This is a genomic window from Bradyrhizobium sp. sBnM-33, assembly GCF_032917945.1.
Taxonomy (GTDB): domain Bacteria; phylum Pseudomonadota; class Alphaproteobacteria; order Rhizobiales; family Xanthobacteraceae; genus Bradyrhizobium.
The window spans coordinates 7,768,857-7,789,869 of the sequence record NZ_CP136624.1; the positions used below are offsets into that span (position 1 = coordinate 7,768,857).

A 21,013-nucleotide genomic window follows, 5' to 3' on the forward strand; every position below is an offset into this window, starting at 1 on the left:
CCGGCTCTGCGGCCGCCTCGACTTGACATTTCTTTCCGTTTTGTCAAAATCGTCAAATGAGCCCGCGCACGCGCATTCTCGATGCCGCAATGCTGGTGTTTCGCCGGCACGGTTTTCGACGCTCGTCGATCGAGCAGGCGGCGGAGGCGGCCGGGCTGACGCGGCAGGCGCTCTATCATCATTTCAAATCCAAGGAAGCGCTGTTTCGCGCCGTCATTGAACGGCTGCATGAGGAGGCGCTCGCCGCCGAAATCGCCGCGGCCGGCGCTGCCGAGAAGCAAGGCGGCAGCCTCGCCGATATTCTCGTTGCGTCCGTCTCCGCCAAGCTCGGACAACTGGCCGCTTCGCTCGACGGCTCGCCGCATGTGGAGGAACTGTTCTCCGAACATCTCCTGCAGGCGCGCGACCTCTATCAGAAATATGCCACCGCCTATGCGGATCAGCTTGCCGCGACGATCACGCGCGTTTGCCGGAAGCAGAGCCTTGTTCTCAACAGTGGCATGACGCCGCGCGAGCTTGCGCGATGCGTCGAGATGGCGGTCAACGGCACCAAATCCGCCTATCCCGCGATGCAGCCGGCCGATGCCTTCCTGAAGGATCTGGAAATCATGCTGCGCACGCTGATCGCAGGGGCTATCGACCCGGTGAAGCAGCCGCGCGCGGCCAAGCCGAACCCGGCCAAGAAGCCGGCCAAGAAATCCGACAAGGCATCCGCTCGCAAACCTGGAGATCGCAGATGAGCACCATGACGATCAACGGCAAGCTCGCTCCCCTCCCCGACGATCCCGATGCGCTGCTGGTCGACGTCGTGCGCGACGCGCTCGACCTCACCGGCACCAAGCTCGTCTGCGGGGCCGGCGTCTGCGGCGCCTGCACCGTGCTGGTCGACGGCGAGCCCGCCGTGAGCTGCCTGATGCCGGCGCGCGCAGCCGCGGACAGGAACGTGACCACAGTCGAAGGCATCGGCGCCGCGCGACTTCACCCGGTGCAGAAAGCCTTCATGGCGCACGACGCTCTGCAATGCGGCTTCTGCACGCCGGGCTTCATCGTCGAGACCGCGGCGTTTCACGATTCCTGGCGCGCAGCCAAGGGAACGGCGGTGCCGTCGCGCGAGGAAATCGGGGCGGCGCTGTCGGGGCATCTCTGCCGCTGCGGCGCCTATGACGGAATCTTCCGTGCCGTGGCGGATGCCTGCGCCGGCCGCTTCGACGGCGAGGAGTTCGCTCCGCCGCGCATGGAAGCGCGCGACAAGGTGACGGGGTCGGCGAAGTATACCGTCGATATCAATCATGAAGGCCAGCTCGAAGGCGTGATCCTGCGCTCGCCGTTCGCGCATGCGCGCATCGGTGAGCTCGATCTCACCGCCGCGCGCGCCATGCCGGGCGTGCGCGCTGCGATCTCGCTACTCGGCGACGACCGCATCGTCCGCTATGTCGGCGAACCGATCGCGGCGGTTGCGGCCAGGGATCGCAAGACGGCGCTCGCCGCCATCGCCACCATCAAGCTCGTGAGCGAACGGCTGCCGTCGGTGATCGGGCTCGATGAAGCGCGCAGGACCGATGCGCCCGTGGTGTTCGAAAAATCCGCGCGCAAGAAGGCCGGTGACGTCTCCGAAGGCGGCGGTTCGCCGGCTTCCTGGAAAGGCAATATCCGCGGACCCTCGGCGGTGTTCTCCAAGAAGCCGAAGAAGGTGCGAAGCTGGATCGACGGCGCGCGCGCGGCGAACAATCCGCTGCTGGTGGAGGGCACCTTCCGCACCGGCACGCAACAGCATGCCTGTCTCGAGCCGCATGCGGCGGTCGCCCGTTTTGACGGCGATCGGCTCACCGTGCATGTCTCGACGCAAGCCGTGTTCCATCTGATGGAGCTGATCGCGAAGCGCTACAAGCTCGACCACGACAAGGTGCGCGTGATTGCCGATCATGTCGGCGGCGGTTTTGGTTCGAAGGCAGCCCTTGGCGTGGAAACGACCACCGCAATCGAACTGGCGCGCGAAGCCAAGGCGCCAGTGCGCGTCGCCTACGATCGGCACGAGGAGCTGTCGGTGACGGGCTATCGGCCGGCGGCGGAGATGAAGATCGCGCTGCTGCCGTCCGAGCAAGGCGAACTGAAAGCGCTTTCGCTGACCGCTTATGCTGATACAGGAGCTGCGACCAATTCAACCATCGCGGCACTTGCCCGCCTGATCTATCCCGCAGAAGGCAAGGAGCTGGCCGATTTCGACGTCATCAGCAATTTGCCGGCCGGTGCCCCCTTCCGCGGCCCCGGCGGCCCGCCAATGGCATTTGCGCTGGAGCAGGCGATCGACGAAGCGGCGCTGCGGATGAACATCGATCCGATTGCGCTACGCAAGCGCTGGGACCCTGATCCCAACCGCCAGCGGCTCTACGATTGGGCTTCGAGCCTCGAGGTCTGGCGCAACCGGAAACCGGTCGCCGCGCATAGCGGCCGTTATCGCCGCGGCGTCGGCGTCGCCACCGGCTACTGGTTCTATCTGTGGCAGCCCGGCTCCAAGGTCGAGGTCGCCGTGAAAGGCGGACGGCTGGTCGCGAGCACGGCGACGCAGGATATCGGCACCGGCACCCGCACCGTGATCGCCAGTACGCTCGCGCGCGAATTCGGACTTGAGCCGCACGAGGTCGAGGTCAGGATCGGTGATTCAAAACTGCCGGAAGGACCGGGCTCGGGCGGCAGTCGGGTGACGGCGTCGGTGATCCCACCGATGCTGCTCGCCATCGGGAAGTTGAAAGCCGCGATCCAGCAGAACGCAAAGCGGCAACCAGTCCCCGGCTCCAACGCGCCATGGCGCGAAATGCTCGCAGCATCGCCCGACCTCGCCGTATCAGGTGTGCGGCCGGAAGACTCCAGGCAGACGGCGCCGGGTGTCCAGTCGCCGCTCAAGCAGGCCGGCTTCATGGGCATGATTTTCGGCTGGATGATGCGGCGCTTTTCCAATCTTGCGATCGGTGCCGGCGTGCCGAGCTCGGTGCAAGTTGTCGAAGTCGAGATCGATACCTGGCTCGGCCACGTGCGTGTCATCAACGTGCACACCGGCATCGCGGTCGGCAGGATCGTGGCGCCGGCGCTGGCGCGAAGCCAGGCCACCGGCGCGGTCATTCAAGGCATCGGCTACGCGCTCTATGAAGCACGCGAAGTTGATTCCCGCACCGGCGACGTGCTCAGCTGCGGCATGGAGGACTACCGCATTCCCGGAATCGCCGACACGCCTGTGATCGACGTGCATTTCGACCAGCGCGGATTCGATCACGTGCTCGGCGGCAGCGTCGGCATCGGCGAGGTCGCAACCGTGCCGACCTCGCCCGCGATCGCCAACGCCATTCACCACGCGACCGGCGTTCGGCTGACCGAACTGCCGATCCGCCCCGACCGTCTCGTCGCCGCGCTCAAAGGGAGGGCCGCCGCATGACACTGACAGCCATGACCGCCACACAAGCAGCCGAATTCCGCGCCGCCGGCACCGACCTCTCCGAGCGGCGCCGCAGCGGCGTCTCATCGGGGCCGCTGATCGATATATCAGCCGCACCCGACATGATCGGGATGCATTGGGGCACTGATGGCTCTCTGCGCCTCGGCGCCTTCACCACCATTGCCGCCATCGCTGCCGATGCACGCCTCGCGGCGGCCTATCCGGGCATCGCCGCTTCTGCGCAAGGCTTGGCGACGCCGCAGGTCCGTCATCTCGCGACCCTCGGCGGCAATCTCGCGCAACGTTCGCGCTGCTGGTATTATCGAAATCCGCACATCGCCTGTCTGAAGAAGGGCGGACCAGATTGCCCCGCGCGGTCCGGCAATCATCTCTACCACGTCGCGTTCGACCTCGGCCCCTGCGTGGCACCGCATCCCTCGACGATGGCGGCAGCGCTGCTGGCCTACGACGCGAAAGTAACGACCGACCGCAGGAGTTCGCTGACGATAGGCGATCTCCTCGGCGACGGCTCCAACGGTGCAGCCGACAACGCGCTGCAGCCGGGCGAGATCATCAAGAGCGTCACACTTCCCTCACCGCTGCAAGACGAGCGTGCGCTCTACAAGCGCGCGATCAGCCGCACCCGTGCCGAATGGCCGCTGGTCGAAGTCTGCGCCCGCGCCCTGGTGAAGGACGGCACGTTCCAGTTCATCCGCCTCGCCTCTGGCGGCATCGCCCCGGTGCCGCTGCGGCTGGCGGCTGCGGAAGCGGCGTTGCAGGGGAAGGCAGCATTCGCATCCGCCATTGCCGAGGCTGCGCAGCAGGCGAGTTCCGGTGCAAAGCCGCTGCCAATGACGGGCTATAAGCTCGATCTCTTAACGGGCGTCGTGCAGGACTTGCTGGAGCGGCTGGCGCGGTAGATTTCACGCTCTTGCGTTGATGGTAGATATTCCATATATTTCTACCATGGATATGAGACGGCTATGCACCTGAATATCAAGAATGATGAAGCACATAAGTTGGCAACCGAATTGGCCCAGCTCACTGGCGAGAACCTGACATCGGCGGTAACCGTGGCGCTGCGCGAACGTCTGGCTCGCGAGCGCCGACGACGCAACACCGACAATGTCGCTGCAAGGCTGATGAAGATAGGCAGCCGATATGCAGCCTTACCCGACAACGGACGAAGTCCTGAAGAGATTCTTGGATACGACGAAAACGGCCTGCCAACGTGATCGTAATCGATAGTTCGGCAATCGTTGCGATTTTCCGCCAGGAAGATGATGCTGCGCACTATGCCCAGCTCATCGCCACCGACGATGATCCAATCATGTCGACCGCCAACGTCGTCGAGACTTCGATCGTCCTGCGCGGGTTGAAGAAGGTCGCTCCGGACAAAGCGGAGCGATGGCTGGATGACTTCATTGAAGCGGCGGGAATCCGGATCGAGTCGGTAACGCAGGAAATAGCGCGTGTGGCCCGATCAGCCCACGTACGATTCGGAAAAGGCACCGGCCATGCTGCAGCATTGAACTACGGAGACTGCTTCTCATACGCCTTGGCAAAGGAAATGAACGTTCCCTTGCTTTGCAAGGGAAACGATTTTCGACTGACTGATATTCGTATCGTCTAGCCGCTTCCGTCTGCACGCGCCGAGTTCAATGATCCTCGAACTCGTCTTCCTCGTTGACCTTGCTGTTGCCCCTGAACCAGCGCGATATCGATTTCTTGGCTCCGAGCGATCCCGTCGAATAAGGATCGCGTGAGGCATACGGGTTGTTGCGCTGCCCGGCACGCGCGGCGACCTGCTCGCCCGGTACCGCGGCGGGCTGACAGATGGTGCGGCGGGACGGGCGGCGCATCAGGTCGACGTGGATGTGATCCTCATGATGGGAGTTGGAGCCCGGCGCCAGCACGGTGTTGAACTGCTGGCAGGCGGCTGCGTGCACATCGCGCAGAAAGCCCTGCTCTTCCGGCACGCCGCGCCAACCGCTCCTGACCGTGATGCGCCTGCCGTCGGCGAGCGTGAAGGCTGCGATGTCGAGCGCGTTGCCGAAGGCGTGCTCGGAAATATGCGCGTGCGGATTGCCATTCATGCCGCGGCAGGAATAGGCGGAGATCTGCTTGATCTCGACGACGCGCACGCCGAACCAGCGCATCGCCGCCGGCTGCACGGAATCGGCGAGCCAGCGGTCGAGCGCGGAGACGATCGGACATGCCAGCGTCGCGGCAGGTTTCATCGAGACCTGCCCGAAGGCGCTGACGGAATTGCCTTGCGCGGGACCGAGCCGCGGCGCGGCCGGCGATGGCGAATAGGATGGCGGCGAATAGGGCGCAGAAGACGGCGCGGTATAACGATCGCGCGGCGGATAGGATGGTGGCGCCGCATAACCGCCGCCGTGCGATGTCGGCGCGCCTTCGGACGGCAGATCGATGTCATCGTGCTGCGAGGCGACACCCGGCGCGGAGAGCGAGATCGGACCGTTCGACGGCGCGGCATAGTTCGGCTGGCGCGGCGCCGGATTCGGATAGTTTCCTGAATGGCTCCCAGGATAGTTTCCTGAAGAGTTCCCAGAATAGTTCCCTTCGGGCGGAGCCGCCGCCGGGGCGCGCGCGATCGGCCAGCGCGGCTGATTGCCGATATTGCCGGGCGGCCGCAGGCTTTCGTCGGCAAAGCCGAAAGAGGCGATGTTTTCGCCGAGCGCCGCCACTTTCAGCGGATATTCCGCGCCGCACACGCCGGGACCGGAGATCGGATCGATCCGGACCAATTCCGGGCTCTCCTTGACCGCGCCGGACTTCAGGCAAGCAACTTCAGCCTCGGTACGCCACGGTTCGCGCTCGGCGGACTGAAAAAATCCGCGGCCACAACCCGCTAGCGAGACGAGGACGAAGGAGCCGACGAGATACAAACGAACTCCGCGCGTCATCGCCCGCACGTTCAACTAATTTATTTAAAGACTCTTCAACATGTTGATTTTACGATTTTTTTACCATGTTGCCGGGGCTGCCGCCTGTGGAGAGCGCGTGGATGGGCAGCAACGCTGACTTTTGGGGCCGGGAACGCTTTGCTAACCTCAAGTGTTATGTGCGGGCACGACGTGAACCCAGGGAGCCTTCCCAATGGATTTCGTAAGTCCTCTCGTTAGCAGACTTGGCATTGTAACCGCGTATGTTGCATTAGCCTTCGTCGGCGCGATTGTGCTTGGCGTGTTCTAGACTTCCGCGTCCAGACAATGGACCTAAACGCCCGGTGGCCACGTCACCGGGCGTTTTCGCGAGCCATTCATGAGCGCGGCTCGGCGGACATCATCACTAGGCTGTCGGCGCGGCGCGTGATACGGCTCCAATTGTTGCCAGAGCAATAGAAGCGGAGAAGCACGCAGGCCTCGACGCGAAGCGTGTTGATCCCCTTCATCGATATCGTGCCATAATACGTCGCGCCGCTGTCCTGGCTGTAGACGCCGCCGGCCCACTGCCTTTCCGTCTTCAGCTTCATGTTGATCAGAATCGCCTCACCCTTCTCGTTCGACGATGAAGTGAGCGCATAGCCGCACAGCGCGTTGCCGCATTTTGCGATCCGCACCCTTCCCTTGCCTTCGGTCTGCCAGTCGCCGATCGGCGAATCCGATGGCTCTTCCTCGGCCTGATGCGAGACGCGTTCAACCTGTCGCGCAGGCTGCACAGTTTCGACCGGTTTCGCGGGCGGTGGCGGTGGCGGCAGTGGAATCGAGACCTGCTGGGCCGGCGGGGGCGCAGGCGCCGGAGCTGGCGGAGACGGTGGCGCCGTGACGATTTGCGTCATCGATGCCGCCGGGGTGTAGAGGGCCGGCGGCGGCGCGGCGGTGATGGTCTTGGGCGGCGGCGCTGGCGGCGCGGGCGGCGAAACCGTCTGTGGTGCAGGCTTCGCCAACATGGCTCCATCGCGATCATCGTCATGGCGGTCGCGTTTGTGGCGCCAGTTGAGGCTTCTGGAGACCGACGTCGAGGCACAGGACGTCGAACGGCAATGCCTGGAGGATTCGATGTGCACCCGATGGCCGGTGATCTTGAATGAAATGCCGGCATGGGCCGAAGAACCAAGCAGCATCAGCACGGCGAGAAAACAAAGCTGTTTCATCGAAGCCTCCCGCGGGTGATCGCAGAAAATTAGTCGCGGGGAACTTCGGCTGGATGTGATTTGAATCACCGAGCCACTTCGGCGCTGCCTAGAGCGTTTTCAAGCGAAGTGGACACCGGTTCGCGTCAAGAAAACGCGGCAAAACAAGAATCTAGAGCCCGGTTCTGATTCAATCAGAACCGAAAAGGCTCTAGCGCTTCGTGACCTGCATCACAGAGCGCATCCCCGCGCCCGCGTAGGGTCTGCCCACATTCGCCGCCACCCGCTCACAGGCCGCTCAGGAGGCTCTCATGAAGAAGCTGTACATCCTCGCCGCATTGTTGATGGCCACCACCTCGGCACATGCGGGCGGCATTACCCTCCAGATCAACGGCGAGCGCATTCGTGTCGAATCGCCGCGCAACTGCAACGCCATCTCCTGCATCAAGATCACCGCGCCCGGCTATAACGGCACGCTCGGCAATATCGACCTCAAAGGGCTGGGCTCCAAGAGCAAGGACGACGACGTCGCCGACACCGCACCGGCGAAACCGTCTGCTCCCGCTTCCGCCCCGGTCCAGGTCGCCGCGCCGCAGCCTGCGGCTCCCACGGCAACAACCGCAACGCCTGCACCCGCTCAAACTACCGTCGCGGCCGCAACACCGGCACAAACCGAAGTCGCACCGCCCGCTCCGCCTCCGCCGCCCGCCCCGGTCGCCGCTGCACCTGCACCGCAGCCGGTGACGGCCGCAGCCGCAGCGCCCGCTGCCGATCCGAATTCGCCGATCGGCGTCTGGGCGACGGAAGAGAACAAGGGCAATGTGCGCATCGAGCAATGCGGCGCCAACCTGTGCGGCTATTCCGTCAACACCGGGGAAAGGATCCTGATCAACATGAAGCCGCAGGGCAGCAAATGGATCGGCCGGATCCATGATCCCGACAGCGGCCGCAACTACGACTCGACGATCGCGCTGAAGGGCACCGGTTCACTGCGCGTCCAGGGCTGCGCCTTCGGCGGCATGTTCTGCGGCGGCCAGACCTGGAAGCGCGTGAGCTGATACCAATCGTTAACCACGCTCGTCATTCCCGGACGCGGTGCGACACAAAGTGGTGCACCGCAGAGCCGGGGTCCACTATCTGCCGAGGCTTGGGTGCCGGTTCTGCGAAGCAGCGCTAGTGCGCTGCATCGCGCCCGGGACAAGAGTTAGCGGAATAGTCGAAGCAGGTTTTGAAGAAAGCCTACGCGCCCAGCCTTGGGCACTTCAACAGGCTGCACCGCTACCGGCAACGCCACGCCTTCCCCACCATTCGCCGCCGCCAGCGCGATCGGCCCGACATTCTCCAGGAACGCGCGCTCGTAGTCGCGCGACAGCCGTTCGACGGCTTCGGCGAGCGGCAGCCAGTCCACCGCCTTCACGTCGCGCATCGGTTCGCGCGTGGGCAGATCACCCGCCTCCATGCGCCAGTAATGCACCACCTTGGCGCCGCCGCGAGATTCATAAGCTAGCGTGCCCAGGAATTCGTGCACGGCAACGTCGTGCCCGGTTTCTTCCATCACCTCGCGCTCGGCGGCGGCGCGCGGCGTCTCGCCGTCGTCAAGTTTGCCCTTCGGCAAGACCCATTCATTGCGCTTGCGCAGGCGCACCACAGCGACCAGCGGCGGCTCCGCCTGCCGCAGCACAATGCCTCCTGCCGCCATGACAGGCGCTCTCGCCATCTATCTCTTCCCGCGTTTTCGCGACTGCGACCGCGAGCATATAGAGACAATACCCCCGAGAATCGAGATTAAACCTGCGGCTTTCGCAACAGTCGTTCGCCGGCGCGGATGCGCACGCCTTCCGCGACGTTGTCGCAAAATTCGAAATCCTCCGGCGCAAGCACAATGATGGTCGAGCCGTGCTCGAACCAGCCGAGTTCGTCGCCCTTGCGTACCTTCGCATCGCAAGGAAACACCGTCGATCCCCTGCTCTGCGCATTGAGCGTGCGATCCAGGAAATGCAGCCGGATGCTGGCGACCAGAATGGCCGCGACCGGCACCAGCGTCAGTGCCTCGCCGGACGGCAGGCGTGCCTGCAGTACCGCCCGCTCGTTCTTGCAGAACAAACGCTCGACCCGCTTCAGCGCAATCGGATTGACGTTCCAGACGTCGCCATGGATGAAGGTCACCTTCTCGATCCGGCAATCATACGGCGCATGAAAACGGTGATACATGCTGGACGTCAGCCTGAGCGTCAGGAAGCGGCCGTTGCGGTGGCTCTCCACCAGCGCGGGATCGCCGAGCAAATCCAGCAGCGAATAAGGCGCGCCTTTGATCTGGAATAGCTCGGTATCGGCGATCTTGCCGAACGCGCCGATGATGCCATCGGAAGGACTGGCCACGACCGATGGATCGGGATCCGCCGGCCGCAGCCCCGGGCGCAGCTCGCGCGTGAAACAATCGTGCAGGCTCTTGAAGTCGGCTTTCTTCGCCTCCGACAAATCGAGATCGGAAAACAGCCGCCAGCAGCCAATCGAAAAATCGCGCACGAGCGGGTTCTCGAGCTTGCTGAACCAGCCCATGAAGCGCGTCAGCGCCGCCCGCGGGATGCGGTTGGTCAAAAGGAAATTGAGATCTTCCTGCTGGGTGAACCGGGCGATCAGGCGCCGGACTGTCATCAATCTGTCAGCAGGATTGGCTAGCGCTTCAGGCATGGATTCGTCCCTTCCGATTCTTTCCCTGTCCGCCGCTGCGGTCGCTAGTGCCGCGGCAGTGTTCCCCAAATTGCAGGCGCGGCTGGCGCTGTCGCGCGCAAAACACCGCTCGCTGACTGGACATTCCAAAATGTCCAAAATGGTCGCGCGGCTGGTGCCGCATTACGAATTCGACATCGACGATTTCTTCGCTTCCGACGGCGCGCCCAGCGATGTCGCCATGCAGCGGCAGGACGCCTTCTTCCGACTCGCCTGCCTCTACGAGGAGCGCTACGCCAAGGGTCGGCAGATGACAGCCGGGGCCGCGACGCACATCTCCGACCTGCAGTTCACGGAAACCTACCGCGTGCCGTTCCAGTACAGCCGGCTGGTGCGCGAAAATCTCGGCACCGGCGCCTTCATGCAGTCTTCCGCCGGCGTCACCGTCACCGATGTCGACGGCAACATCTTCTACGACCTGACCGGCTCCTACGGCGTCAACATTTTCGGCAACGATTTTTACAAGGAGTGCATCACGGAAGCCGAAAAGCGCGCCCGCGCACTGGGCCCCGTGCTCGGCCCCTATCATCCCGTCATCACCGACAATGTGCGCCGGCTGTGCGAGACTTCCGGCCTCGACGAAGTTTCGTTCCACATGTCCGGCACCGAAGCCGTCATGCAGGCAGTGCGGCTGGCGCGCTATCACACCAGGCGCACGCACCTCGTTCGTTTCGCCGGCGCCTATCACGGCTGGTGGGGCGACGTACAGCCCGGCGTCGGCAATCCGGTATCGCCGCACGAGACCTACACGCTGGCCGACATGTCGGAGCGCACCCTGCATGTGCTGCGAACGCGCAAGGACATCGCCTGCGTGCTGGTCAATCCGCTGCAGGCGCTGCATCCGAACGCCAACGCGCCCGGCGATTCCGCGCTGGTCGACAGCTCGCGAAAAGGCACATTCGACCGTGCGGCCTATACTGACTGGCTGAAGAAATTGCGCGAGGTTTGCACCCAACGCGGCATCGTCTTGATCTTCGACGAAGTCTTCGTCGGCTTCCGCCTCGCTGCCGGCGGCGCGCAGGAATACTTCGGCGTCCGCGCCGACATGGTGACTTACGGCAAGAGCCTCGCCGGCGGCTTGCCGGTCGGCGTGGTCTGCGGCCGCAAGGACTTGATGCGGCGCTTCCGCGATGATCGCCCCGCCGACGTCTGCTTTGCCCGCGGCACCTTCAATTCGCATCCCTACGTGATGACGGCGATGGATGAGTTCCTCAGCCGCCTCGCCAGCCCAAATTTCAACGCCGTCTACCAAGGGCTCGACGAGACCTGGAACGGACGCGCCAAAGCGTTGAACGAGCGGCTGGCCGCGCAGGATCTGCCCGTCCGCGTCAGCAATCTCTCCTCGATCTGGATGGTGCAATATACCGAGCCCTCCCGCTACAACTGGATGCTGCAATATTACCTGCGCGCCGAAGGGCTGGCGCTGAGCTGGGTCGGCACCGGCCGGCTGATCTTCAGTCTCAACTACACGGATGCGGATTTCACCGAAGTGACCGACCGGTTTGTCGCGGCGGCCGAGAAGATGAAGCGCGATGGCTGGTGGTGGCATGACGTTTCGCTGACCAACAAGACGATCAAGCGGCGGATTCTGAAAGAGATGATCCGCAAGCGGTTGGGTAAAGCCGACCATTAGCGGCATAGTCGCGCTACCTCCGTCATCTTCGAACGTCTCCCCGTCATTGCGAGGAGCGACAGCGACGAAGCAATCCATCTATCCCCGTGCGGAGAGGTGGATTGCTTCGCTTCGCTCGCAATGACGGCTTCACAACTGCTGTCTTAGTTCGTCTGACGTTCAAGACGTGGATGGCCGGGACAAGCCCGGCCATGACGCTTTGCTAGATTCGAGCCCGACAATCACGCGTGCTTGACGTGCTTCTCCAGACCCGGATCGATCAGCTCGCCCTTCATGAGAGCCAGCGGCGCCTTGTAGTACAGCTTCAGGTCGCTGAAGGGGTCAGTGAGGATCTTGGTCATCCAGACCAAGCCGGTCTCGACGTCGCGGATGAAGAACAGGTGCACGGTGCGGAACAACAGCCCGCCGATGCCAACCGCAAGCCAGATCTTGGCGACCTGCCGCATGAAGTCCGCCGACGACGTCCAGGGCGTGAACAGGCCGAACAAGGTCGGGTCGAGATACAAGACCAGCGGCGACAGCGCCCAGATCGTCATCAGCACGACTTTACGCTGCAGATTATAGCCGACCTTGATCTCTTCCTTGTGCTCGTGGGTGGCCTGGTTGACGTGGTCATAGCCCTTCGGCTCGAAGAAGAAATGACCGGCCTGCCGCGTCGTCATCGACACCAGCCAGCCGACCAGCGCCGACACCACCGGATCGAAGAACAGCATCGCGTAAGCGAACAGGAAGCTCGCCGCGCTGACGAAGTGCAGCGACTGGTTGATGCGGCTGTGGTGGTAGTAGCGATGGTCATCCCAGCGCTGGGTTCGCAGTTCCTGCAGAAAGTTCTTGATCATGTTCTCCCCCAAATTGCGATGGGATCGGGTCTACTGAGATTCGATGTCCGGCATGTGACATCATGATAATGACATGTGACTGTTCGCAGTGGCGCGATGACGCAACAGCGATCAGGACGCGTCAGGCAGCCGCGGCGACGTCGATTTTCCGAAAGCGCACCAGCGAGAAATGGCCGAGCGGCGGCACCAGGCGGCGCTCCGCCAGCTCCATGCCGCGCGCGCCCGCCAGCCATTGCGCATAGCGCGACCAGGCGAACTCGGCGGTACGGAAGCCGAGCGGACGAACCACCGGCTGCAGCCGCTGCTCGATGAAGCGGCGCATCCCGGCATCGGCGCTGACGCGGGTGAGGATGATGAGCTCGCCGCCAGGCCGCAGCACGCGGGCGAATTCGTCGAGCGCCTTTTCGGGATTCGGCACGGCGGTGACGACATACTGCGCCATCACCACGTCGAAGGAATTGTCCGGGAATTCGAGATTCTCGGCGTCCATGACAGCAAGGCCCTCGACGTTCTTCAGGCCGAGCTCATTGACGCGCTTCTTCGCCTTCTGCAGCATTGCTTCGGAAATATCGGTGCCGAAGATGCGCAGATGCGGCGCGTATAGCGGCAGCGAAATGCCGGTGCCGACGCCGACCTCCAGTACGCGGCCGCCGATCTTGTTGGTAGCGGCAATCGCCGCCCTGCGGCCCTTGCTGAACACGCCGCCGAATACGAGGTCATAGACCGGCGCCCAGCGATCGTAGGCCTGCTCGACCATTTCGCGGTCGAAATCGAGCGGCCTGGTGCCGTCAAGCTTGATAATGTCTGCCATGGTTGGTTTGCCTTTTCGTCTCACGCGTATGACTTGAGTTGATAGTCGAACTTTTCGGTTCAGCCCTGCACGGCGCTCGCGGCGGGCGCCCGGCGCACCGGCCGCAGCGCGCGACTCGGCTGCAGCGCGGTCAGATTGCCGATGAACTGCCGCGCGCTGTTGTCCCAGGAGCGCGCCAGCGCAAAGTTTCGGCAGGCCTCGCGCGACATCGTCAGCGCGCGCAAGCACGCGCTGCGCAGATCGGTGTCGAGCGCGCCGATCGGATGATCGGCAATGACGTCCTTCGGGCCGGTGACCGGGAATGCCGCGACCGGCGTGCCGCAGGCCAATGCCTCGAGCTGCACGACGCCGAACGTATCGGTAAGGCTCGGAAACACGAAGACGTCGGCAGCGGCGAGATGCGCGGTCAACTCCGCGCCCTTCTTCTCGCCGAGGAAAATTGCGTCAGGGTATTTTTGCGCGAGCTGCGCCTTCTGCGGTCCGTCGCCGACCACAACTTTCGATCCCGGCAGGTCGAGCGACAGAAAGGCATCGAGGTTCTTTTCCACGGCGACGCGGCCCATTGTCATGAAGATCGGCCGCGGCAGATCAAGCGTCGCAGGCGTATGCGGGTTAAATAGTTCGGTATCGACGCCGCGCGTCCAGAAGCCGAGTTTGCGGAAACTCCGCGCGGAAAGTTCCTGACGAAGAGAATCGGTTGCGACCATGACCGTGGACGACGCGGCATGAAAGTGCCGCAGCACCGCATAGCCGACGGCGGCCGGCAGTCCGGTGCGGACGGCGATATATTCGGGAAAGCGCGTCGTGTAGGACGTGGTGAACGAAAGCTTGCGGCGGCAGCAATAGGCGCGCACCATCCAGCCGATCGGCCCCTCGGTTGCGATGTGGATGGCGTCGGGCGCCGCCTCTTCGATTCGTCGCGCGATCTCGCGCCGGTTTGGCAGCGCGACGCGCAAGCCAGGATAGGTCGGCACGCCGAGGGAAGGAAATCCGTCCGGGGTCAGGAAGCTGATATCTGCATCGAGCGCCGAGGCGCTGCGCGCCAGCGACGTCAGCGTGCGGACGACACCGTTCACCTGCGGATGCCACGCATCGGTCGCAATCAATATCTTCATGTCCGGACCCGAGGTTAATGATTCTCAAATCCGACGTTCAGCCATGGATATTTCAAGCGTATGACGTCATCGATATGTAAGGATGTTTTTAGGTCCCCTCCACGCATTTTCGTGTAACGTGACAGCGAGATGACAAACCATAACGACAATCCTACGCGATCCCGCCGCCGGCGAAAGCGGAAGAGCTATGCGCTTCTGATCCTTGCCGCCGGCCTGCTCGCGTTCGGCGTCGCCGCGGGCACGCTGTATTACGTGTTGCGACCGACGACGCTGCGGATTGCGGTCGGCCCTGCCGGCAGCGACGACCAGAAACTGGTCCAGTTGATGGCGCAGACCTTTGCGCGCGAGGGCAGCTCGGTACGGCTGGCGCCGATCACGACGGAAGGAACGGCGGAGAGCATTGCGTTGTTCACCGACGGTAAGGCCGATCTCGCGGTGGCGCGCGGCGATCTGAACCTGCCGGCGAATGCCGAGTCGGTTGCCATCCTGCGCAAGAATGTCGTGGTACTGTGGGCGCCTTCCGGCCTTCCCGCCAGGGGCTCGAAGAAGCAGCCTACGCCGAAGATCAAGGGCATTGATGATCTGGCCGGCCACCGCGTCGGCGTGATCGGGCGGACGCAGGCCAATGTCACGCTTCTGCGCGGGATCCTGAAGGAGTCCGGCATCAATCCCGACAAGGTCACGATCAGCCAGTTCGCCACGAATCAGATCGGCGAAATGGCGAAAGATCAGTCGATCGACGCCTTCATGGCGGTCGGCCCGCTCAAGAGCAAGATCACCGTGGACGCGATCGCTGCAACGGCGGCCGCGCGCGGCGAGCCGAAATTCCTGCCGATCGATGTCGCCGACGCCATTGCGAAGAAAAACCCGATCTATGAATCCGAAGAAATTCCCGCCAGCATCTTCGGCTCGTCGCCGCAACGACCGGAAGACAAGGTCGACACCGTGGCCGTCAATCACCTGATCATCGCGCCGAAGTCATTGTCTGACACGGCGGTCGCCGCCTTCGCCCGCCAGCTCTTCACCAACCGCCAGCAGCTCGCACGTGAATTGCCGACCGCCTCGCAGATCGAGAAGCCCGACACTGAGAAGGATGCCGCACTGCCGGCGCATGCGGGAGCGGCGGCCTATATCGACGGCAACGAGCGAACGTTCCTCGAAAAATACACCGACTACATCTGGTTCGCGATCCTGATCCTGTCGGGCCTGGGCTCGGCCGGCGCCTGGTTCAAGCATTACTGGAACAGGGACGAGCACGAGCAATACATCGCCCATCGCGATCATCTGCTTGAGTTGATTTCCAGGGCGAGGAAGGCCGAAACGGCGGAAGAGCTGGCCGAGATGCAGGCTGCGGCCGACGGCATGTTGCGTGAGGCGTTCGATTGCTATGACGACGGCACCGTCGAAGAAGGCGACCTGTCGGTGATTGCTCTCGCGCTCGAACAATTCCACCACGCCGTCGCCGACCGCCGCGCGGTGCTCGCTGGCGCCGGCGCGGCCGACGCGCCGCGGATGCGCGCCGGTTAGAGCTGATTCCAGCCAGTCTTTCCTTCCTTCGATTGGATTTACCCGCGCCGGGCGTTCTTCCCGCTGGTTGGCGTCAGCGCCAGTGGCGGCGATGATGACGATGGCCCCAATAGTGACGATGTCCCGCTCGTCGCCAGCCATAGCTCGTGTAGGGATTACCCGGCCCATAGTTCTGGCAGTTTGCGTTCGGATAAAACTGGGCGCACCAGCCCGGATTAGTAATTACGTGCTGCGCCGACGCCGGATTGGCAGGAACGGACAGGAGTAACAACGCAACGGCGCCAACTAAAAGCGTTGGTCTCGTCATGGCGGTCTCGCTTATCTCTAGACCGTAACTCCAACGGCGCCAGACCCAAAGGGTTCCTATTTGAACCCATTGAAGCTCGGCCTACGCGAGCAGATTGCGCGCGGCACACCCACCGCCCATCAACGAAACCTTAACGAAACAATTCCCTAACGCGACGAAACCATTTTGGCGATTTCGTGCAAATGTCCTGAAACGGTTCATCGGTACAGGTTTCCCCAACGACGCGCCGAACTGGTGCGACCAACAGGGGGACGACCATGTCCAATTTATCGATACTGAGCCGCTTCGCGGCCGCCGCTTTCGGCGCGCTGGCGATCGGCGCAACCGCATTTTCCGCACCCGCCGCCGCGGCCCCGCTGCCGCTGTTTCCGTTTTTCCTGCCGCAGATCGAAGCGGCCCCGCCGCCGGTTGCGGCTGCGCCCCAGGAGGAAGAGCGCTTCGAGTTGCCGGCACGCCTGCGCCGCCAGGTCGTGAACTACTATACCCGCGAGGCGCCGGGCACGATCATCATCGACACGCCCAACACCTATCTCTACCTCGTGCTCGGCAACGGCCAGGCAATGCGCTACGGCATCGGCATCGGCCGCGACGGCTTCACCTGGTCGGGCACCCAGACCATCACCCGCAAGGCCGAATGGCCGGCGTGGACCCCGCCCCCGCAAATGATCGCCCGCCAGCCCTATTTGCCGCGCCACATGACCGGCGGCCCGGGTAATCCGCTCGGCGCCCGCGCGATGTATCTCGGCGGCACCATCTATCGCATCCACGGTACCAACGCGCCGGAGACGATCGGCACCCGTGTTTCCTCAGGCTGCCTCCGCCTCACCAACGAAGACGTCATTGATCTGTATTCCCGGGTCAGCGTCGGAACCAAGGTGATCGTGCTGCCGATGACGGATCGCCGCGCCGATCTCGGCCGGACCATCCGTTGAGATATTAAGCATTTCTTAATGCGAGAAGCGGCCCGGCGCTTGCCAGGGCCGTTTTGCGTTGACCTAAGGTCGCGGCAATGTGCAGTGGCGTCCCCCTCGCCACCCCTGTAAAACGTTGTGGGGCGATTCATTGGGGTCCGGGGGACGATGCGTCTGCCGATGCGGGTCAAGACGATTGCAATCGCGCTTGCGGTCATCGTCATCTCGTTTGCCGTCAGCCTGAAGGTGATGGACTTCGTCGCGCCTCGCGCCACGAACAGCGCGCCCACGCTCGCCGAATTGCCGCCGCTGCCGCCGGCGGCGCGCGCATCCACGGTGATGGCGCCGATTGCGGTTGCGCTCTCGGCGATCCGCGATGCCGCCGATCGCGGCGCGCCGCGCAATTTTGCCGGCAAAGCCGATAATCCAATTTCGCAGATCCTGCAGAATGCCGACATCGGCTGGACTGCCTCGCGCGGGCCGATCGTAGCTACCGGCGCGCAGGATGTGCTGTCGCTGGCGACGCCGTTGACGGGCACACTGAGCGTAACCGGCTCGCTGTCGGCCAAGGCGACGGGTGCGGTCGGCGAAGCGCTCGGAGGCCTGCTCGGCGGCAACGTCGCCAAGCAGATCGGCAGCGTGAACATCAAGAACCTCAACGCCAGCGCCGAGATCAAGGGCAACGTTGTCATATCGGCGCGACCACAGATCGCCGCGAACTGGCGCATCGAGCCTAATCTCGCAGCGCAGGTCAATCTCGGCGACACCAGCCTCAGCGTGGCCGGCGCGCGCGTCAACGTGCCCGCGCAGGTGAAGCCATTGATTGACCAGAACGTCGCCGAGCAGATCGCGCTGGTGCAGGCGCGCATGCGCAACGATCCGACCTTCGAACGGAATGCGCGGATGCAGTGGGCCAGGGCCTGCCGTTCGATTCCGCTGCAGGGCACGACAGCCGGTTCGACGATGCCGGCGCTGTGGCTGGAATTGCGTCCCACCCGGGCGATTGCCGCGCAGCCGCGTGTCGATGCTTCGAACCTGACGCTGACGCTGGGCATCGAGGCGGAAACCAAGGTCACACCGAGCGAAACCAAGCCGTCCTGCCCGTTCCCCGCCACGATCGCCATGGTGCCGCCCACGCCGGGACGGGTCGCGATCGGCGTGCCGATCGACATGCCGTTTACCGAGATCAACAAGATCGTGGAGGCGCAGTTCGCCGGGAAGACTTTTCCTGAAGACGGTTCGGGCGCGGTCGACGTCACCGTCAAGCGCGCCAGCGTGGCCGCTTCCAGCAACGGCTTGCTGATCTCGCTTCTGGTCAGCGCCAGGGAAAAGAAGAGCTTCCTGGGCCTCGGCGGCGAGGCCAATGTGCATATCTGGGGCAAGCCGGTGCTCGATCAGGCAGAGCAGACGCTGCGGCTGACCGACATCGAGCTCGCCGTCGAGTCGGAGGCTGCCTTCGGGCTGTTGGGCACTGCTGCGCGCGCGGCCATCCCGCATCTGCAGAAGACGCTGGCGGAGAAGGCTGTTGTCGACCTCAAGCCGTTCGCCGGCAATGCGCAGAAGAAGATTGCAGCAGCGATCGCCGATCTTCAGAAGAACGAGAACGGCGTGCGGGTCTCGGCCGAGATCAGCAAGCTGCGGCTCGCCGGCATCGCGTTCGATTCCAAAACGCTGCGCGTGATCGCAGAAGCGGAAGGCTCGATCAATGTCTACGTCAGCGCGCTGCCGGCGTTGTGATGCAACGAGCAGATTGCAGCAACTGTTAACCCTCATGGTGAGGAGGCGCGCAGCGCCGTCTCGAACCACGAGGCCCGGCTAGTGCCATTCATCCTTCGAGACGCCGCTTGCGCGGCTCCTCAGGATGAGGTCTGACAGAAGTGTAGGTCCGTAGGGTGGGCAAAGCGATAGCGTGCCCACCATTCACGTTGCGATCCGTTCATGGATGGTGGGCACGCGGAGCCTGTCATCGGGCGCGCATTCGCGCGACCCGGTGGCTTTGCCCACCCTACGCATCATGCCGGCTGCTACGACCCCTCGAACTTGAACGAGAGGTTCAGCTTGGCGCGGTAGGCTTCGACCTTGCCACTGGCGTCCAGTTGCAGATCCAACTTCACGACCTCGGCGACACGCAGATCGCGCAGCGACTCTCCAGCGCGGCTGACCGCGCTTGCAGCGGCCTTCTCCCAGGATTCCGTGCTGGTGCCGATCAACTCGATGACCTTGTAGACGCTATCAGCCATGTCGTCCTCCCGTTGATGCAAGAGTCTGTGCAAGGCAGGAGGCAGGTGCTCCTGCCGGGACACACAAACTAACATCGGGGAGCGCGCGCTGATAGGATGCGCTGCACCATGACCGGCGTTTACCCATCTGCGCGCTCCATACACACAAATGGCCGGGCGGCATCACGCCGTCCGGCCATTTTGAGGAAGCCTGGTGTTGGGACCGCGGCCTTATTCGGTCGAGTACTTGAACTCCGGCATCGCCTTGAGCTGATCCTTCGTCGCGCTGAACACGGCGTGATCCGGGTACCACGGATTCTTCTTCGGCGCGGCAGGCGCTGTCGCAGCACCCGTCGTCGTTCCTGTGCCGCCTGTGCCTGTCGTAGGCCGTGCGCCGCCTGTCGCGGGCGCACCAGCGGTGCCCGTATAGGCAATCGGTTCATCGACGAACTTCACCTTGTCGATGGGCACCGCAACCAGATGCTCGCCGACGCCGAGGAAGCCACCGACGCCAATCACCACGCCTTTGATATCGCCGCTCTTGTCGGTCAGGAGATCGTTGATCGATCCGAGGCTTTCGTTGCTATCGTTGTACACGTTCAGGCCGACCAGCTTCGAAGCCCGCCAGGTACCCTTGAACGACGAGGTATCGGATGCAGCCGCTGGCGCGGCGGTCTTTGCGGTGTCAGTCGTTGCCGGAGGATTTTGCGCAAACGCGACACTCGCCAGCAACGCGGACGCCGCGAGGCCGGCAACGGCAGTTTTCGTTAACATATTGGTTCTCCTCAGTTCAGAAACGCTTTGAGAAAACCCGGCACTTCAACAAGAGTTCCACCCGTTTTCGTATGAAACACGTCGATTCGACGCTGCATCAGAAGCCGCCCCAGTAAGGCGGCATGCCGTAATAGCGATGCAGCTCGGCTTCTTTTGCGCGATCGCCCCAGTCGAAATCCTTGTCCGCACGGAATGACGGCGCGCGCCTCAACTCTTCATCGTCGATGTCGAGTTCGTAGGCTTCGAATTTCGTGTTGTAGCTAAGCCGTCCCCAGGGCAGCGGAATCAGGTTGGCTCCGACGCCCAGAAACCCGCCGAAACTCAGGATTGCATACGATACTTTACCAGTGATCTTGTCGATCATCAGCCGTTCGATATGGCCGATCATGTCCCCGTTCGGCCGGCGCACCGCGGTCCCCTCGACGCGGTCGCTCGCGATCAGCGGATGTGGCTTGGCCATCACCTCACTTGCCATCGGACCCTCCACGTATGAGTGAGGAATCAACGTGGCTGCGTCCGGCTGGTTCCGCTCTACGGCAGCCGGCCTGCCCTATTCGGAAATGGCGAAACGCACGAGGCTTGGGCAGCGCCTGTCTGGCGATGCCGATATCGTACCGTCGA

At 63.3% G+C, this 21,013-nt stretch carries 20 protein-coding genes; 10 read left to right on the forward strand and 10 right to left on the reverse strand.

Going from position 1 to position 21,013, the window contains the following annotated elements; genetic code table 11:
- The first annotated feature begins 56 nt into the window (after window positions 1-56).
- The 5 genes from RX328_RS36370 (at window position 57) to RX328_RS36390 (ending at window position 5,060) form a co-directional block, all read left to right on the forward strand.
- Window positions 57-740: a TetR/AcrR family transcriptional regulator gene (locus RX328_RS36370; RefSeq protein ID WP_213248995.1), complete on the forward strand. Its 684-nt coding sequence runs from the start codon at window positions 57-59 to the stop codon at window positions 738-740.
- Complete coding sequence (locus RX328_RS36375) at window positions 737-3,427, forward strand: molybdopterin-dependent oxidoreductase (protein ID WP_213248997.1); 2,691 nt, start codon at window positions 737-739, stop codon at window positions 3,425-3,427. Before RX328_RS36370 ends, RX328_RS36375 begins: the two co-directional genes overlap by 4 nt.
- Window positions 3,424-4,347, forward strand: a complete 924-nt coding sequence (locus tag RX328_RS36380; protein ID WP_213248999.1) for an FAD binding domain-containing protein — start codon at window positions 3,424-3,426, stop codon at window positions 4,345-4,347. Before RX328_RS36375 ends, RX328_RS36380 begins: the two co-directional genes overlap by 4 nt.
- A 63-nt stretch (window positions 4,348-4,410) precedes the next feature.
- Complete coding sequence (locus RX328_RS36385; protein ID WP_213249001.1) at window positions 4,411-4,662, forward strand: type II toxin-antitoxin system VapB family antitoxin; 252 nt, start codon at window positions 4,411-4,413, stop codon at window positions 4,660-4,662.
- On the forward strand, window positions 4,659-5,060 hold the full coding sequence (locus RX328_RS36390) for a type II toxin-antitoxin system VapC family toxin (protein ID WP_213249003.1): 402 nt from the start codon (window positions 4,659-4,661) through the stop codon (window positions 5,058-5,060). The genes RX328_RS36385 and RX328_RS36390 overlap by 4 nt, the downstream gene beginning before the upstream one ends.
- Before the next feature lie 25 nt (window positions 5,061-5,085).
- Here RX328_RS36390 and RX328_RS36395 read toward each other — a convergent pair whose 3' ends face one another.
- Both RX328_RS36395 and RX328_RS36400 read right to left on the reverse strand, forming a co-directional pair.
- Window positions 5,086-6,357 (reverse strand): extensin family protein, encoded by a 1,272-nt coding sequence (locus RX328_RS36395; RefSeq protein WP_213249005.1) that lies wholly within the window; start codon window positions 6,355-6,357, stop codon window positions 5,086-5,088.
- A gap of 356 nt (window positions 6,358-6,713) precedes the next feature.
- A complete protein-coding gene (locus tag RX328_RS36400) occupies window positions 6,714-7,547 on the reverse strand; it encodes a DUF2147 domain-containing protein (protein ID WP_213249007.1) in 834 nt (277 codons plus the stop codon).
- A 290-nt stretch (window positions 7,548-7,837) separates the two neighbouring features.
- On the opposite strand from RX328_RS36400, the gene RX328_RS36405 reads away from it, so the two are divergent.
- A complete protein-coding gene (locus RX328_RS36405) occupies window positions 7,838-8,584 on the forward strand; it encodes a DUF2147 domain-containing protein (protein ID WP_213249009.1) in 747 nt (248 codons plus the stop codon).
- A 146-nt stretch (window positions 8,585-8,730) separates the two neighbouring features.
- On the opposite strand, the gene RX328_RS36410 is transcribed toward RX328_RS36405, so the two are convergent.
- Both RX328_RS36410 and asd read right to left on the reverse strand, forming a co-directional pair.
- Entirely contained in the window at window positions 8,731-9,243 is a 513-nt protein-coding gene (locus RX328_RS36410) for an NUDIX hydrolase (RefSeq protein WP_213249011.1), read from the reverse strand.
- Window positions 9,244-9,311: 68 nt separating this feature from the next.
- A complete protein-coding gene (asd, locus tag RX328_RS36415; RefSeq protein WP_213249275.1) occupies window positions 9,312-10,181 on the reverse strand; it encodes an archaetidylserine decarboxylase in 870 nt (289 codons plus the stop codon).
- Window positions 10,182-10,215: 34 nt separating this feature from the next.
- Here asd and RX328_RS36420 point away from each other — a divergent pair, with 34 nt between their 5' ends.
- A complete protein-coding gene (locus RX328_RS36420) occupies window positions 10,216-11,889 on the forward strand; it encodes an aminotransferase class III-fold pyridoxal phosphate-dependent enzyme (protein WP_213249013.1) in 1,674 nt (557 codons plus the stop codon).
- 221 nt (window positions 11,890-12,110) lie between these two features.
- On the opposite strand, the gene RX328_RS36425 is transcribed toward RX328_RS36420, so the two are convergent.
- The 3 genes from RX328_RS36425 to RX328_RS36435 form a co-directional block, all read right to left on the reverse strand.
- The gene (locus tag RX328_RS36425) at window positions 12,111-12,728 is read right to left on the reverse strand and encodes a hypothetical protein (RefSeq protein ID WP_213249015.1); all 618 of its coding nucleotides are present in this window, start codon (window positions 12,726-12,728) and stop codon (window positions 12,111-12,113) included.
- Window positions 12,729-12,849: 121 nt separating this feature from the next.
- Window positions 12,850-13,539 (reverse strand): class I SAM-dependent methyltransferase, encoded by a 690-nt coding sequence (locus RX328_RS36430; RefSeq protein WP_213249017.1) that lies wholly within the window; start codon window positions 13,537-13,539, stop codon window positions 12,850-12,852.
- A gap of 59 nt (window positions 13,540-13,598) precedes the next feature.
- Entirely contained in the window at window positions 13,599-14,654 is a 1,056-nt protein-coding gene (locus RX328_RS36435) for a glycosyltransferase family 4 protein (protein WP_213249019.1), read from the reverse strand.
- Window positions 14,655-14,783: 129 nt separating this feature from the next.
- On the opposite strand from RX328_RS36435, the gene RX328_RS36440 reads away from it, so the two are divergent.
- From RX328_RS36440 to RX328_RS36450, 3 genes are all read left to right on the forward strand, one after another.
- A complete protein-coding gene (locus RX328_RS36440; RefSeq protein ID WP_213249032.1) occupies window positions 14,784-16,181 on the forward strand; it encodes a TAXI family TRAP transporter solute-binding subunit in 1,398 nt (465 codons plus the stop codon).
- A gap of 564 nt (window positions 16,182-16,745) precedes the next feature.
- Window positions 16,746-17,420, forward strand: coding sequence for a L,D-transpeptidase (locus RX328_RS36445; RefSeq protein WP_213249033.1), 675 nt, complete (start codon window positions 16,746-16,748; stop codon window positions 17,418-17,420).
- 147 nt (window positions 17,421-17,567) lie between these two features.
- Window positions 17,568-19,136, forward strand: coding sequence for a DUF4403 family protein (locus tag RX328_RS36450; RefSeq protein ID WP_213249035.1), 1,569 nt, complete (start codon window positions 17,568-17,570; stop codon window positions 19,134-19,136).
- 287 nt (window positions 19,137-19,423) lie between these two features.
- Here RX328_RS36450 and RX328_RS36455 read toward each other — a convergent pair whose 3' ends face one another.
- From RX328_RS36455 to RX328_RS36465, 3 genes are all read right to left on the reverse strand, one after another.
- On the reverse strand, window positions 19,424-19,639 hold the full coding sequence (locus RX328_RS36455) for a dodecin family protein (protein WP_213249037.1): 216 nt from the start codon (window positions 19,637-19,639) through the stop codon (window positions 19,424-19,426).
- 210 nt (window positions 19,640-19,849) lie between these two features.
- Window positions 19,850-20,392, reverse strand: coding sequence for a PRC-barrel domain-containing protein (locus tag RX328_RS36460; protein ID WP_213249039.1), 543 nt, complete (start codon window positions 20,390-20,392; stop codon window positions 19,850-19,852).
- A gap of 97 nt (window positions 20,393-20,489) precedes the next feature.
- Window positions 20,490-20,867: a PRC-barrel domain-containing protein gene (locus RX328_RS36465; RefSeq protein ID WP_213249041.1), complete on the reverse strand. Its 378-nt coding sequence runs from the start codon at window positions 20,865-20,867 to the stop codon at window positions 20,490-20,492.
- Between the last annotated feature and the right edge of the window lie 146 nt (window positions 20,868-21,013).

Bases quoted from the DNA above. Each gene is read 5' to 3' on its own strand.
- RX328_RS36420 (WP_213249013.1), top strand. From the start codon at position 10,216: ATGGATTCGTCCCTTCCGATTCTTTCCCTGTCCGCCGCTGCGGTCGCT.
- RX328_RS36450 (WP_213249035.1), top strand. From the start codon at position 17,568: ATGCGTCTGCCGATGCGGGTCAAGACGATTGCAATCGCGCTTGCGGTC.
- RX328_RS36425 (WP_213249015.1), bottom strand. From the start codon at position 12,728: ATGATCAAGAACTTTCTGCAGGAACTGCGAACCCAGCGCTGGGATGAC.
- RX328_RS36400 (WP_213249007.1), bottom strand. From the start codon at position 7,547: ATGAAACAGCTTTGTTTTCTCGCCGTGCTGATGCTGCTTGGTTCTTCG.
- RX328_RS36445 (WP_213249033.1), top strand. From the start codon at position 16,746: ATGTCCAATTTATCGATACTGAGCCGCTTCGCGGCCGCCGCTTTCGGC.
- RX328_RS36380 (WP_213248999.1), top strand. From the start codon at position 3,424: ATGACACTGACAGCCATGACCGCCACACAAGCAGCCGAATTCCGCGCC.
- RX328_RS36370 (WP_213248995.1), top strand. From the start codon at position 57: ATGAGCCCGCGCACGCGCATTCTCGATGCCGCAATGCTGGTGTTTCGC.
- RX328_RS36405 (WP_213249009.1), top strand. From the start codon at position 7,838: ATGAAGAAGCTGTACATCCTCGCCGCATTGTTGATGGCCACCACCTCG.
- RX328_RS36375 (WP_213248997.1), top strand. From the start codon at position 737: ATGAGCACCATGACGATCAACGGCAAGCTCGCTCCCCTCCCCGACGAT.
- RX328_RS36410 (WP_213249011.1), bottom strand. From the start codon at position 9,243: ATGGCGAGAGCGCCTGTCATGGCGGCAGGAGGCATTGTGCTGCGGCAG.
- RX328_RS36465 (WP_213249041.1), bottom strand. From the start codon at position 20,867: ATGGCAAGTGAGGTGATGGCCAAGCCACATCCGCTGATCGCGAGCGAC.
- RX328_RS36395 (WP_213249005.1), bottom strand. From the start codon at position 6,357: ATGACGCGCGGAGTTCGTTTGTATCTCGTCGGCTCCTTCGTCCTCGTC.
- RX328_RS36460 (WP_213249039.1), bottom strand. From the start codon at position 20,392: ATGTTAACGAAAACTGCCGTTGCCGGCCTCGCGGCGTCCGCGTTGCTG.
- RX328_RS36385 (WP_213249001.1), top strand. From the start codon at position 4,411: ATGCACCTGAATATCAAGAATGATGAAGCACATAAGTTGGCAACCGAA.
- RX328_RS36430 (WP_213249017.1), bottom strand. From the start codon at position 13,539: ATGGCAGACATTATCAAGCTTGACGGCACCAGGCCGCTCGATTTCGAC.
- asd (WP_213249275.1), bottom strand. From the start codon at position 10,181: ATGACAGTCCGGCGCCTGATCGCCCGGTTCACCCAGCAGGAAGATCTC.
- RX328_RS36435 (WP_213249019.1), bottom strand. From the start codon at position 14,654: ATGAAGATATTGATTGCGACCGATGCGTGGCATCCGCAGGTGAACGGT.
- RX328_RS36455 (WP_213249037.1), bottom strand. From the start codon at position 19,639: ATGGCTGATAGCGTCTACAAGGTCATCGAGTTGATCGGCACCAGCACG.
- RX328_RS36440 (WP_213249032.1), top strand. From the start codon at position 14,784: ATGACAAACCATAACGACAATCCTACGCGATCCCGCCGCCGGCGAAAG.